General features: G+C 68.1%; 13 protein-coding genes. 3 read left to right on the top strand and 10 right to left on the bottom strand.

The genetic code is table 11. The features are described 5' to 3' along the window. Positions 1-84: 84 nt before the first annotated feature. The 3 genes from AWC16_RS15380 to AWC16_RS15370 form a co-directional block, all read right to left on the bottom strand. The gene (locus AWC16_RS15380; protein WP_085265614.1) at positions 85-1,506 is read right to left on the bottom strand and encodes an alkaline phosphatase family protein; all 1,422 of its coding nucleotides are present in this window, start codon (positions 1,504-1,506) and stop codon (positions 85-87) included. 117 nt (positions 1,507-1,623) lie between these two features. Next, positions 1,624-2,673 (bottom strand): DUF4185 domain-containing protein, encoded by a 1,050-nt coding sequence (locus AWC16_RS15375; RefSeq protein WP_085265613.1) that lies wholly within the window; start codon positions 2,671-2,673, stop codon positions 1,624-1,626. Positions 2,674-2,676: 3 nt separating this feature from the next. Then, a complete protein-coding gene (locus tag AWC16_RS15370) occupies positions 2,677-3,393 on the bottom strand; it encodes a TetR family transcriptional regulator (RefSeq protein ID WP_234812291.1) in 717 nt (238 codons plus the stop codon). A gap of 69 nt (positions 3,394-3,462) precedes the next feature. Here AWC16_RS15370 and AWC16_RS15365 point away from each other — a divergent pair, with 69 nt between their 5' ends. Together AWC16_RS15365 and AWC16_RS15360 are read left to right on the top strand one after the other, a co-directional pair. Further along, complete coding sequence (locus AWC16_RS15365; RefSeq protein WP_085265611.1) at positions 3,463-4,518, top strand: ferredoxin reductase; 1,056 nt, start codon at positions 3,463-3,465, stop codon at positions 4,516-4,518. A gap of 17 nt (positions 4,519-4,535) precedes the next feature. Continuing rightward, the gene (locus AWC16_RS15360; protein ID WP_234812290.1) at positions 4,536-5,645 is read left to right on the top strand and encodes a fatty acid desaturase family protein; all 1,110 of its coding nucleotides are present in this window, start codon (positions 4,536-4,538) and stop codon (positions 5,643-5,645) included. Between the two features lie 28 nt (positions 5,646-5,673). Here AWC16_RS15360 and AWC16_RS15355 read toward each other — a convergent pair whose 3' ends face one another. Beyond that, entirely contained in the window at positions 5,674-6,282 is a 609-nt protein-coding gene (locus AWC16_RS15355; protein WP_085265610.1) for a TetR/AcrR family transcriptional regulator, read from the bottom strand. Positions 6,283-6,390: 108 nt separating this feature from the next. Here AWC16_RS15355 and AWC16_RS15350 point away from each other — a divergent pair, with 108 nt between their 5' ends. Further along, the gene (locus tag AWC16_RS15350; RefSeq protein ID WP_085265609.1) at positions 6,391-7,731 is read left to right on the top strand and encodes a cytochrome P450; all 1,341 of its coding nucleotides are present in this window, start codon (positions 6,391-6,393) and stop codon (positions 7,729-7,731) included. Positions 7,732-7,740: 9 nt separating this feature from the next. Here the strand turns inward: AWC16_RS15350 and msrA are convergent, their stop codons facing one another. Genes msrA through AWC16_RS15320 form a run of 6 tightly spaced genes read right to left on the bottom strand, consistent with a single transcriptional unit; the run spans position 7,741 to position 12,629 of the window. Then, positions 7,741-8,259 (bottom strand): peptide-methionine (S)-S-oxide reductase MsrA, encoded by a 519-nt coding sequence (msrA, locus tag AWC16_RS15345; RefSeq protein WP_085265608.1) that lies wholly within the window; start codon positions 8,257-8,259, stop codon positions 7,741-7,743. Between the two features lie 17 nt (positions 8,260-8,276). After that, positions 8,277-9,482, bottom strand: a complete 1,206-nt coding sequence (locus tag AWC16_RS15340; RefSeq protein WP_133055950.1) for a cytochrome P450 — start codon at positions 9,480-9,482, stop codon at positions 8,277-8,279. Next, positions 9,461-10,573: an alpha/beta hydrolase gene (locus AWC16_RS15335; protein ID WP_085265606.1), complete on the bottom strand. Its 1,113-nt coding sequence runs from the start codon at positions 10,571-10,573 to the stop codon at positions 9,461-9,463. Before AWC16_RS15335 ends, AWC16_RS15340 begins: the two co-directional genes overlap by 22 nt. Positions 10,574-10,589: 16 nt before the next feature. After that, positions 10,590-11,252 carry a TetR/AcrR family transcriptional regulator gene (locus tag AWC16_RS15330; RefSeq protein ID WP_234812289.1) on the bottom strand — a complete coding sequence of 221 codons (663 nt, stop codon included), beginning with the start codon at positions 11,250-11,252 and terminating at the stop codon, positions 10,590-10,592. Next, on the bottom strand, positions 11,249-12,082 hold the full coding sequence (locus tag AWC16_RS15325) for an enoyl-CoA hydratase/isomerase family protein (protein ID WP_085265605.1): 834 nt from the start codon (positions 12,080-12,082) through the stop codon (positions 11,249-11,251). The genes AWC16_RS15330 and AWC16_RS15325 overlap by 4 nt, the downstream gene beginning before the upstream one ends. Before the next feature lie 7 nt (positions 12,083-12,089). Next, positions 12,090-12,629 carry a VOC family protein gene (locus tag AWC16_RS15320; protein ID WP_165759234.1) on the bottom strand — a complete coding sequence of 180 codons (540 nt, stop codon included), beginning with the start codon at positions 12,627-12,629 and terminating at the stop codon, positions 12,090-12,092. Positions 12,630-12,681: the final 52 nt, after the last annotated feature.

The following is a 12,681-nucleotide window of genomic DNA, read 5'->3' as shown; positions in this document are numbered from 1 at the left end:
CTCAGTTTTCCGCCAAATACGCTTATTTGGCCTGGATGTTACTGAGGAGTAGCTGGGGGCTGCCGCGTAACGTCAGGAGTTGTATCAGCCCGCCAGTGCGTCCAGGTCGAGCAGCAGGGACAAGTCGGAGCCGCCCAGGTCCGGAATGGTGAACTCGGCGCCACCCGGCACCGGCAGCGGGGCGTCGGTCGGCGCGATCACACCCGAGCCGAGCATGAGCGCGATCGCGTGGGCCACGGCGTTGGTGGAGTCCACCATCAGGCCGCCGACGGCGTTGGTCACCCACTGGGTGCCCTGGGCCAGCGCGCTGATCAGGAAGATGTCCTGGTCGACGATCCCCTGCAGGTACTGGTCGATCTGGTTGACAAACGTGTTGAGGAAGTACGGGACGGAGCCGACCAGCGTACGGATGCCCAGGGTGATCTCGTTGCCGATATTCGGGTAGCCGAACATCGCGATCGCGGAGTAGAGCGCCTGCTGGAGGTCGACGGGCTGTACGAAGCTGTCCAGGACGGTCGGGTCGTCCGTCAGCGAGACACCGTCGAAGTCTGAGCGCAATGGGACACCCAACAGCGCCAAGATGGTGGGCGTGATGTCGGCGATCGAGTAGTTCAGGTTCTGGCCGCCGTCGGTCGCGTTGTCGCCGGCTTGATCGAAGATGACGAACGACGTCGTCTCGTTGGGCGACTGGAAGCCGTGGCCGATGCTCAGGCCGGGCAGGGTCACCGACTGCGTGTGGCCGTGGTCGGTGGTGATGAGGATCGACCAGTCGTCACCGGTCTCGGCCTGCACGTAGGCGATCGCGGCCAGGATCTGTTGGATGTTGTTTCCGAGATTGATGACGGCCTGCATGTACTCCTCGGACCCGCCGGCGAACTCGTGTCCGGCGTGGTCGGCCTGCGACTGGTAGGAGAACAGGAAGCTCGAGATGTCATCCGGGTTGTCCAAGGTGCCCATGATCTGGGCGATGGTGAGCGCGGTGACCAGCTCGTCGCTGTCGGCCGGACTGTCCCCGGCCGGGACGAAGACGTTGTTGTCGACCGCGTAGCCGCCCGCGTCGGCCAGTTTGTTGAGGTACTCCCAGTTGCTGATGATCGTGGTGTCGATCTCCGGCTTGTTGTACTCGATCAGGTTGAACACCGACGGCCAAAGGTTGTACGGCTCAGCCCGGAACAGGTTGTTGAACACCCCGTGCTTGTCGTCCCACACCCCGGTCAGGATGGTCGACCACGACGGTCCGGAGAGCGTGGTGTGGTTGACGATACTTGCGGTTCCGGTGATGCCCTGGTCCATCGCCGTCTTGAAACCGCTGTCCTCGTTATAGGCGTATTCGAGGACTTTCGACAGGTTGACGCCGTCGACACCGATCAGCAGCACGTGCTCGGCGGTCAGCATCCAGTCGGCGGTCAGCGCGGACAGTCCCACCTGCGTCCCGACCGCCGCCCCTGCTCCGGCAACCAGGCTGGCGACGGCCGCACCGCACAAATACTGCTTGATTGTTGTCACGATCGAATCCTTCGCCGAAGTTGTGTGGATCAATGGCGGGGATACTAGCAAGTTCCCCAGGGAACCCACAGGTTTCTGGCCGAATTCGCTCATCTGTCCTGGAAGTTACTGAGGAATCTAGAGAATCGTCTCGCCGCTGACCAACGTCGCACGGAACTGCATCACCCGATACGGCCAGCCGTGCGCAGTGTTCCACTGTGACACCATCAGCCCCACTCCACCGGTGCGGTCCACCCGCGAACCCGGCAGCACATAGCCGCCGTAGAGCTGAGCCACCCGGCCGCTCGTGTGGTCCTCGTCGTCCCAGCCGGTGCCGAGCAGCGGCAATTGCAGTGGTGCCGACGCCAATTCGGTGGTGGGGGAGTCCAGCACCCGATAGCCCAGGGCATAGCGCGAGGATACGAACCCGCCCAGCACCCAGGTTCTTTCGCCCAGGCGCCGCAGCGACAGTTCCCCCCAGGTCTCACCGGGCGGGGTGATCGGCACCGGGGTGCGGCCCCAGGCCCGGCGTCCGCCGCGATACCCCCAGCCGGAGTACTTGCCGGGATCTGCGATGTCGGCGGGGCGCACCCGCCGCAGGATGATGCCCTTGTCGCGCTGGAACCCGGTGGAGACCACATACACCCACCCGTCGTCGGGGTTGTAGTCCCAGGACCAGCATTGGGCGTGGCCCCGGTGCAGCCGGGCGGGGATCCGCGCGCCCATGTTGTGCCAGGACAGTCCGCTGTCGGCGGACTGCCAGATCTCGGTCCAGGCCACGTTGCCGAAGCCGCGGTTGACGATCGCGTGCAGGTAGAGCATCTGGTCCACCCGCAGCAGGTCGGAGGGAATCACGGTGCTGATGGCGGTGCGGTCCAGCCGGGAGGCCGGTTCGCGGTGCCGGTAGTGCCACAGCTGCCGGGCGTAGCCGGCGTCGGTGCCACCGGCGCGTTGGTAGCGCACCCGGTGCGCGGCGTCGCCGGTGCCGATCAAAATCACCGGGGAACGCCAGTCGCCCCGGCCGACCCGCTCGCCGGCGAAGGTGTCGCCGAACACCGACACCAGCGTGCCGTTGGGCGCCAGCACCGAGGCGCCCAGGTCCGCACACGTCACGCCCCACTTCTCGGTGAGGCCCGGGCCGGTGACATCGGCCAGCTTCCCGGGAACGTTCCGCGCTGCGGGGCTCACCGCTCAGGGCTTGCTGCGCCAGCCGCCGGCCGCCACCGCGATCATCCGGAGTTGTTTGACGGCAACATGTTTGATCTCGGCCAGGGTCTCGGCATCCGGGGAATCCTCGATGGCCTCCGCGGTGACGATCATCGCGTTGACGAACAACCCCGCCAGGACGTTGAGATCCTCGGCGCTCCAACCGTTGAACCCGGGGAAGCGCGCCAGGTCGGTGGCGAGCTCGGAGGTGATCAGCCGGATCTCGGTGCGAATCGCGTAGCGCAGCACCGTCATCCCGCTGAAACGCTCCCGGTTGATGAACCGCCAGTATTCGCGGCGGGAGGCCACGCTGTCGACCAGGACCTCCACCGAGGACTCGATGACCCGGCTGGGGTCCACGCCTCCGGTCCGGGCGTCGCGCAGCATCTCCCGCAGCGCCCGGAACGACTCGTCGATGAGCACCAGGCCCAGGGCGTCCATCGATTCGAAATGCCGGTAGAAGGCGGCCGGAACGATATTGGCCGCGCGGGTCACCTCGCGCAGGCTCAGCGCGCTGAAGCTGCGTTCCTCCAGCAGGGTCAGCGCAGCGTTGATGATGGCGCGACGGGTGGCTTCCTTGCGCTCCTCGCGCGAAACCCGCTCCGGCCGTTCGGGCCGGGCTGGGCGTGGCGGGCGCTCGGGGCGGGGTGGTCGCGGTGGTCGCGGGCGCCCGGAGCGTGAGTTCGGCGTACGACTGTTCACTGTTGTGAAGCGTAACACAAAGAGCAAACACCCCTTGACGAGGCGTGAACAAGTGTTCACTGTGTACATATGTTCACTCAAACTTTGACGCGGCGGGTACTGGGCTCCGGCCTGGTCGACCTGCTCACCGGCCCCCACGGGGTCGACCGCTACACCGAGCTGGTGTCGCCCACCTGGACCCAGGGCGACGCCCGCGCGAAGGTGATCGCCGTCCGGCGGTCCACCCCGCGCAGCGTGACCCTGCTGCTGGAGCCCAACGACGCGTTCGGCGGCTTCCGGGCCGGCCAGCACATCAACCTGTCCGTCGACATCGACGGGCGCCGGCGCACCCGGTGCTACTCGCCGGCCAACGCCGAAGGGCAGCGGCTCATCGAGCTCACCATCGGCCGCCACGAGGGCGGCCTGGTCTCCGAGCACCTGTACCGCAACGCCCGGCCGGGCATGATCGTCGGCCTGGAGAACGTCGGTGGCGACTTCGTGTTGCCTGACACCTTGCCCCGGCGCATCCTGCTGGTCTCCGGCGGAAGCGGGATCACCCCGGTGATGTCGATGCTGCGCACCCTGATCGCGGACGGCTACGACGGCGAGGTCGCCTTCGTGCACTACGCGCGCAGCCGCGACGAGGCCTGCTACCACGACGAGCTCGCCGCCATGCCGACCGTGCGGGTGCTGCACGGCTACACCCGCACCCCGGAACACGGTGACCTGCAGGGCTATTTCGACGCCGAGCATCTTCAGGCGGCGATGCCGGATCCGGACGCGGTATACGTGTGTGGCCCGCCGGCCCTAGTGGCCGCGGTACGAGAGCAGTGCCCCGAGGCGATCTCGGAGAGCTTCGTCCCGCCGGTCTTCACCGTTCCGGCCGACCCGTCCGGTGGGCAGGTCAGCTTCCTCGGCAGCACCATCTCGGTGGTCGACGACGGCCGGACCCTGCTGGAGCAGGCCGAAGCGGCCGGCCTGCAACCGGTCAGCGGATGCCGGATGGGCATCTGCCACAGCTGCACCTGCCGCAAAACCGGTGGCGCGGTGCGAAACCTGATCACCGGCGCGATCTCCACCGCCGATAGCGAAGACATCCAGATCTGCGTCTCCGTGCCCGTCGGCGACGTCGAAATCGACCTGTAAACCCAAAGGAGCCAACCATGTCCGCACCAGCTTTTGCGCCCGAGCGCCCGCAGGCCATCGAAGAGCCGCAGGTCCTCGAACGCACCGACCTGCCCCTGCAGCTCGACGCCTTCGGCGCCGAACTCGATGCCCTGCGGCAGCGGGTCCTCGACGACCTCGGGGAGCGCGACGCCGACTACATCCACCGGATCATCAAGGCGCAGCGCACCTTGGAGGTCGGCGGGCGCGCCCTGCTGTTCTTCGGCATCATTCCGCCGGCCTGGCTGGCCGGCACGGTGATGCTGGGCTTGTCGAAGATCCTCGACAACATGGAGATCGGCCACAACGTCATGCACGGTCAGTACGACTGGATGGGCGAACCGGCGTTGTACGGCAAGCACTTCGAGTGGGACAACGCCTGCCCCGGTGACCAGTGGCGGCACTCGCACAACTACATGCACCACACCTACACCAACATCGTCGGAATGGACCGCGATGTGGGCTACGGCATCCTGCGGATGAGCGAGAAGCAGCCCTGGGAGCCGTACTTCTTGGGCAACCCGCTCTACGCCTTCCTGCTGATGGTGCTGTTCCAGTACGGCGTTGCGGTGCACGAGCTGGAGACCGAGCGCATCCGGGCCGGCGAAATCGGCTTCGCCGACAAGAAGGAGATGCTGCTCGAGACCTGGCAGAAGGTGCGTCGCCAGACCCTCAAGGACTACGTCGCCTTCCCGCTGCTGGCCGGCCCGTTCGCGCCGCTGGTGTTCGCCGGGAACCTGACCGCCAACCTGATGCGCAACATCTGGTCCTACACCATCATCTTCTGCGGGCACTTCCCCGACGGCACACAGGAGTTCACCGTCGAGGAGACCGAGAACGAGTCGCGCGGCATGTGGTACTACCGCCAGATCCTCGGCTCGGCGAACCTGACCGGCGGCAAGTGGTTCCACATCTTCTCCGGGAACCTGTCGTTCCAGGTGGAACACCACCTGTTCCCCGACCTGCCGGCACACCGCTACGCCGAGATCGCACCGCAGGTGCGGGAGATCTGCGAGCGCTACGGCGTCCCGTACAACACCGGCCCGCTGCTCAAGCAGTTCGGCACCGTGGTCCGCAAGATCTGCAAACTGGCGCTGCCCTGGAACTAGGGACGCCGACGCACTACTGGGCCCTCGATCAGTGTCGGGGGCCCAGTAGTGCGATGGACGCGTCGACGGCCGGCTCGGTGATCACGCCGATGTCGGCGCCGTCCTCGACGGCCAGTGCGGTCAACTCCCGCAGGCCGCCCAGCAGGATCACCGCCAGTGCCGGCGTCAGTGCCGGCAGGTCCGCCCGACGGAACCCGGGGCTGCCGCTCAGCTCGACCAGCAGGTTCGACATCAGCTCCAGGCCGCGCCGCTGGGACGGCCGCGCCACCTCGCCCAGCGAAGGCAGCTCGCGGATCCAGCTCAGCGTGATCGCCGGCCGGGACCGGATCTGGGCGACGTAGGCCTGCACCGCCTGACGGATCTGGTCCTGCCAGTCGGCCTGCGGGTCCACCTCGGCGCGGATCCGCCGTGCCAGGTCCTCGTTGTCGGTGCGCAGCAGTTCCAGGAAGCACTCTTCCTTGCTGGCGAAGTGGTCGTAGAAGGTGCGCTTGGAGGTGCGGGCGGCGCGCACGATGTCGGCGACGGTGCTGGCCCGGTAGCCGCGCTCGGCGATCGAGTCGGCCAGGCCGTCGAGCAGGCGCTGCCGAAACGGGTCGGCGGCGCGCGTCGCCTCGCCGTCGGCCGCCAGCACCGTCATCGCCACACCCTCCCGCCGAGAGCTCTTGCCGTCCTTGGTACTTAAGAGTACCGTATCCCACAAGCATCTGGTACTCGGCGGTACCGTAACTCGCGTCGGGAGGCGCCCATGACCGAAACCATTGTCGGCAACAGCACGGACACCACCGACGCTCCCGCGATCAACCTCCCCCCGGGGCCGCGGATACCCAAGGCGCTCTCGACACTGATCTTCATCCTGGCCAGGCGCCAGATGGCGCAGCGACTGACCCGCCGATACGGCGGCGCCTTCACGGTCACCAGCCCGATCTTCGGGTCGACGGTCTTTGTCACCGAGCCGGATTTGGCCAAGCAGGTGTTCCTCGCCAACCCCGAGGACCTCGGCAACATCCAGCCCAACCTGTCCCGCATCCTCGGTCCCGGTTCGGTGTTCGCCCTCGACGGTGCCGAGCACCGGCACCGTCGCAACCTGTTGAGCCCGCCGTTCCACGGCAAGAGCATCCGGGCCTACGAGCAGATCATCGTCGAGGAAACCCTGAGCGAGATCGCCGGATGGCCCATCGGGAAGCCCTTCGAAACGCTGCTGCCGATGAACCGGATCACCCTGAACGTGATCCTGCGGGCCATCTTCGGTGCCGAAGGCGCGGAGTTGGACAAGCTGCGGGTCCTGCTGCCCAAGTGGGTGACGCTGGGCTCGCGGATGGCGGCGCTGCCGATGCCGGATCGCACCTGCGGGCGATTCAGCCCGTGGGGCCGGTTGGCCGCCTGGCGCGACGAGTACGAAGCCGTGCTGGACAAGCTGATCGCCGACGTGCGCGCCGACCCGAACTTCGAGAACCGCACCGACGTGCTGACCCTGCTGTTGAGCAGCACCTACGACGACGGCACGGCGATGACCCGCCAGGAGATCGGCGATGAGCTGCTGACCCTGCTGGCGGCCGGACATGAGACCACGGCGTCGACCATGGCCTGGGTGTTCGAGCGGTTGAGCCGGCACCCGGAACTGCTCGACGAGCTGGTGGCCGAGGCCGACACCGATGAGAACACACTGCGCCGCGCCACCATCCGGGAAGTCCAGCGGGTGCGCACCGTCATCGACTTCGCCGGCAGGCACGTCTACGCGCCCAGTGTCCAGGTCGGCGAGTGGGTCATTCCCCGCGGCTTCGGGGTGATCGTCGCGCTCAACCAGATCCACCAGAACCCCGCGGTGTTCGAAGACCCGGAGCGCTTCGACCCCAGGCGTTATCTCGATGGCAACCCGTCGGCGTTCGAGTGGCTGCCCTACGGCGGCGGCAGCCGGCGCTGCCCGGGCTCGGCGTTCGCCAACCTGGAGATGGACGTGGTGCTGCGAACCGTGTTGCGGCACTTGACCATCGAACCGACCACCGCGCCGGGGGAGAAGTTCCACTCCCGGGGGGTGGCCTTCACCCCGAAACGCGGCGGGCGGATCACGGTGCGCCCGCGCGGCTGACCGCGCCGCTTACCGGTTGGAGTCGGCGCGGCGCGGCAGCCGCCAATCCGGCCGGATGTAATGGCAGGTGTAACCGTTCGGGAACCGCTCCAGGTAATCCTGGTGCTCGGGTTCGGCTTCCCAGAAGTCACCGGCCGGGCTGACCTCGGTCACCACCTTGCCCGGCCAGTGCCCGGAGGCCTCCACGTCGGCGATGGTGTCCAGCGCCACCTGGCGCTGCTCGTCATCGAGGTAGAAGATCGCCGAACGGTAGCTGGTCCCCACGTCGTTGCCCTGCCGATTGCGGGTCGTCGGGTCGTGGATGGCGAAGAAGAACTCCAGCAGGCCGCGGTAGTCGGTGGCCGCGGGGTCGTAGGTGATCTCGATGGCCTCGGCATGGGTGCCGTGGTTGCGGTAGGTGGCGTTCGGGACATTGGGGTCGCCGGTGTAGCCGACCCGGGTGGACACCACGCCGGGTTGCTTGCGGATCAGGTCCTGCATGCCCCAGAAGCAGCCGCCGGCCAGGATCGCTCTCTGGTAGTTGGTCATGTCCCGATTATCCGCACCTACCCGCGGCCCGCCAGCGGATAGGAGCGGTAGCTGGTCAACACCGCGCTGGGCTCGCGGTGCGGCGGCGCCTGCGCCGTCAACTCGGGGAATCGTTCGAACAGGGCCAGCAGACCCAACCGGATCTGCATGCGGGCCAACGGGGCGCCCAGGCAGACGTGCGGGCCGAACCCGAATCCCAGATGCCCGGTCTGTGACCGGGCCAGGTCGAGCCGGTCGGGGTCGGGAAACATCGCCGGGTCCCGGTTGGCGGCGGCCAACCCGAGCGGGATCGGGGCGCCGGTGTCGATGACGGTGTCTTTCCCGTCACCGACTTCGATCGGCGCTTCGGCCACCCGGGAGATCATCTGGGCCGGGCTGATCAGCCGGACCAGTTCGTCGGCGGCCTGCGGGGCGGCGTCCGGGTCTGTCAGCAGGCCCCGTTGCTCGGGGTTCTCGATCAGCAGCGCAACCGCCCCGGTCAGCACCGCCGTGGTGGTGTCGTGGCCGGCCGACAGCAAGAAGATGGCGTTGTGCAGCAGCTCGTCGTCCGACAGCGGCAGCCCGCTGGTGGCCACCACCGACAGCAGGTCGTGGCCGGGATCGGCGCGGCGCAACTCCAGCAGATCGGCGAGCAGAGCCTTCATCCCGGCGGCGGCGTCGTCGGCGTCGGTGAACACCGATCGGGGCGCCGCCGGTTCCAGCGCGGCGATCAGCGCCATCGACCAGGTCTGGAGGTTGTCCAGCTCGCTGTCGGGTACCCCCAGCAGAGTGGCGATCACCCCGAGCGGCAACGGTTTGGCGAACTCGGCGACCAGGTCGAAACCGGCAGGATCCAGCCCGGCCGCCAATGTCCGTGCGCGCGCGGCGACTTCGGGTTCGAAGGAGGCCAGGGCTCGCGGGGTGAATGCGCGCGACAGCGGGGCCCGCAGCCGGCGATGGTCGTCGCCGGATCGGTAGAACAGGTTGTGCTCGACGTGGGTCAGATACGGCCGACCCGGATCGAGCTTGGCGCGGTACAGGTTTCGCCGGTCGGTGCCGGCCCGTTCGTCCCGCAGCATCGCCAGCACGTCGGCGTAGCGGGTGAGCACCCACAGCCCCTGGCTGTTGCGGTGCACCGGCTCGGCCTCGGCGAACCGTCGCTGGTACGCCAGTGGATCGGCGTGCAGGTCCGGGTCGCGAAAATCGAAGTCGAGCCCGCCCATCAGGTGTGTTCCGCGATCCACGACGCCACCAGATCAGCGCAGACGGTGCGGCTGTCGGCCGGCTGCTGGAAGTAGTGGTCGCCGGCGATGAAATGCAGCTGCTTGTCGGAGCTGGCCAGCGAGTCGTGGATGTGGTGGGCGTCGCTGGGGAACACGCCGGTGTCCGAGGTGCCCTGAATCACCAGGGAGGGCAACGTGATCCGGCCCAGGTGCGGGGCGCCCTGGCAGAACGACGTCTGCAGGCTCCACATGGACAGCCAGGTCCGCAGCGTGCAGTGCGCGCCGATGTTGTACGGCGAGCGGTTGGCGCGCCGCGGATCACCCAGGTAGCACTGGTTCAGCGGGCGGTCCGACGGGTCGATCGAGGGGTCCAGGTAGCGCAGGTCCGCCCACACCCGGTGCACGGAGAAGGCGCGGTCGTAGGACCCGCCGGCCTTCAACCGCTGCAACTCCGTCTGCGCCCACGCGGTGATCCGGTCATTGCGGTCCCGCTGGGCCTGGCGGTAGCGGGCGATGAACTCCGGCGTGTAGGGCGGTGCGTTCTGCTCGGCGTACATGTCCAGGGCCGGGTCGCAGGACAGCGGGTCGGACTCGTCGGTCACCGACGGGTCGATCCACGCGGTCAGCACCTCGGGACGCCCGGCGTGTGCCTGGGTGGACACGTACAGGTCACCGGGCGGCAGCGCGTTGACCGCGTCGGGCACCGGACCGCCGCCGACCGCGGTGATGTGCGGGTCGACGGCCTGGGACTGGTAGGCGGCCATCAGCGATCCGCCGCCGGAGTTGCCGAGCAGGACGATCACCTCGACGCCGGCCTGTTCGCGCAGCCAGCTGACCCCGGCCGCGATGTCCAGCAGCGCGTGCTCGAGCAGGAACAACGACTCGCCGCTGCGGTAGCGGGTGTTCCAGCCCAGGAAGCCGTAGCCGCGTTCGGCGATCAGCGGTGCCAGGTAGTGCTCGGCGAAGTCCACGTTGTAGTGACTGGCGATGACCGCCACCTTCGGCTTGACGCCGGCCGGGGTCCAGTACAGCCCCTGCGCGGGGTGATAGCCGGCGGGGTTCACGCCGCCCGATGCCGAGGTCAGCGAAACGAATTCGCGGGTAACCGACACTGCATTGCTCCTTTGGTCAGGTTTGGTCAGAGTCTTCGCCGCGCCAGCTCACCGAGCGATACCAGGTGTCGGTGAGCGTCTTGATGGCCGCTTCGTCGTCGAGTTCACGGCCCGCGACGTCGCCGCCTTCCACCAGCCAGACATAGGTGAAGTGATTGAGCATGGCGACGATCGCGGACCCGACCAGCTCCGGGTCGGCGCCGGGCGCGCATCCCCTGCGCTGGGCCATCCGCACCGTCTGCGCCACCCAGTCGATCGCGTCGGCGCACATGTCCCGCCAGCGCTGGGCGAACTCGTCGTTGATCATCGCCAACTGGAACACCCCGACCATGACGCCGCGATGTTCGCGGTAGGTCTCCCAGTGCGCCCGCACCGATTCCTCGATGATCTCTCGCAGATCCTGGCCCGGGTGCAGTGCCCGCGCCGCACGACTGCGGGCCGACACCCGGAAGTCCTCGGCCAGCGACGCCAGCAGGTCTTCCTTGGAGTCGAAGTAGTGGTAGAACGACGCCGGCGAGCGTCTGGCGGCCGCGGTGATGTCGGTGATCGTGGTCTTGAAGAAGCCCTTGCTGGCGATCACCTCGCGGGCCGCCCGCTCCAGCCGGGTCTGGGTGTCGCGGCCCCGGACCGTGGGTCGGGCACCCGCGCCCGTCCCGGCCACCGCGTCCCGGGCCGTCACGCCGGTTCCGTCCGGTCGAGGTCGGCCACCAGGCCGGCCAGCCGCCGTTCGCCGCCCGGGGTCTGGCCGCCCGCGTCCAGAAAGCGTTGCATCTTGGGCAGTGCCGCACCGCGCTCGAGCACGCGCGCGAAGGCGGAACGTTCCACCGCCAACCCCGCGTCGAGGTCCGGGGCGGCCAGGGTGGCCTTGACGTCGGCGATGTCGGCCAGCGGCACGGTGGCGATGCGCCCCACCAACCGGTCGAGAAACGGCGCGACGTCCGCCGCGTCCAGCGCCCGGTTGACCAGCCCATAGCGCTCGGCCAGGTGAGCATCCAGGTCGTCGTGGCCGAGGATGACCTCCAGCGCGCGACCCCGCCCCAGCAGGTGATGCAGGTGCTGGGGACCCGATCCGGCCGGGATGACCCCGATGCCGGTCTCGACCTGGTTGAACACCGCCCGGCCGGTGACGGCGAACCGCAGGTCGAGGTTGACCAGCAGCTCCATCCCGCCGCCGGCGACCCGCCCGGAGACCACCCCGATGGTGACCTGGTGCAGCGCCCGGAACGCACCGACCATGTCCTGGAAGGAGCCGACCGCGGCCTCGGGGTTGTCCGCCGACGCCTGCAGCAGCGCCAGGTCGACGTGGGCGATGAAGAAGTCGGGGTTGGCGCTTTCCAAAACCACCACCCTGACGTCACGGCCGCCGGCCGAGCGCAGCCACTTCACCAGCCGCCACAGGTCGCCCATCATGGCGGCGTCCATCAGGTTGATCTCGCCGTGGTCGATGAGCACCCGGGCTACCGGCCCGTCCTGGGAGACGGTGAGCGTGGTCAGGGAATCGAGGCCCATGGCCGGTTCAGCCGAGGTGGGTGGTGGCCGAGCGTGACGTGACCACCTTGGGGTCAGCCGCCCGCTCGGTGCTGTTCAGCAACGCGTGCGCCTGCTCCGGGTCGCGCTCGAAACCGGGTGTGTCGCGGCACAACTCGACCATGATGCCGTTGGGGTCCAGGTAGTACAGCGAGTGGCACCAGCCGTGGTCGACGTCCATCAGCGCCTTGATCCCGGCCGCGTCCATCCGGGCCCGGACCTCGTTCTGCTTCTCCTCGGTGGCCCGGAACGCGAAGTGATTCACCCACACGGGCAGCCCGTTGGGGCGGGACAGCGAGCTCGACCAGTCGGGCTTCTCCCCGACACCGTGCAGGTCGAAGAACGCGATGCACGAGCCGTCGCCGAGGTCGTAGAACACGTGCCGGAAGAAGCCGTCCTGCAGGTGCTCGACTTCGGTGTGCACCAGCGGAAACCCCAGCAGATCCTCGTAGAAGTGATGGGTGGCTTCCAGGTCGGCGCAGGCGTAGGCCGCGTGGTGCAGGCCGACTGCGGGCTTGGCGGACGTCACGGCGATCGGGCACCTCCTCAGCGGCCCCGCGGTGGGCCGACGGCGCTACGGT

The organism is Mycolicibacter longobardus (assembly GCF_002102265.1).
Classification (GTDB): domain Bacteria; phylum Actinomycetota; class Actinomycetes; order Mycobacteriales; family Mycobacteriaceae; genus Mycobacterium; species Mycobacterium longobardum.
This window is presented reverse-complemented; position numbering and strand designations above follow the sequence as displayed.

Excerpts from the sequence above, each read along its gene's own strand:
- msrA (WP_085265608.1), bottom strand. The coding sequence starts at position 8,259 with ATGACCAACTACCAGAGAGCGATCCTGGCCGGCGGCTGCTTCTGGGGC.
- AWC16_RS15365 (WP_085265611.1), top strand. The coding sequence starts at position 3,463 with ATGTTCACTCAAACTTTGACGCGGCGGGTACTGGGCTCCGGCCTGGTC.
- AWC16_RS15355 (WP_085265610.1), bottom strand. The coding sequence starts at position 6,282 with ATGACGGTGCTGGCGGCCGACGGCGAGGCGACGCGCGCCGCCGACCCG.
- AWC16_RS15360 (WP_234812290.1), top strand. The coding sequence starts at position 4,536 with ATGTCCGCACCAGCTTTTGCGCCCGAGCGCCCGCAGGCCATCGAAGAG.
- AWC16_RS15350 (WP_085265609.1), top strand. The coding sequence starts at position 6,391 with ATGACCGAAACCATTGTCGGCAACAGCACGGACACCACCGACGCTCCC.
- AWC16_RS15325 (WP_085265605.1), bottom strand. The coding sequence starts at position 12,082 with ATGGGCCTCGATTCCCTGACCACGCTCACCGTCTCCCAGGACGGGCCG.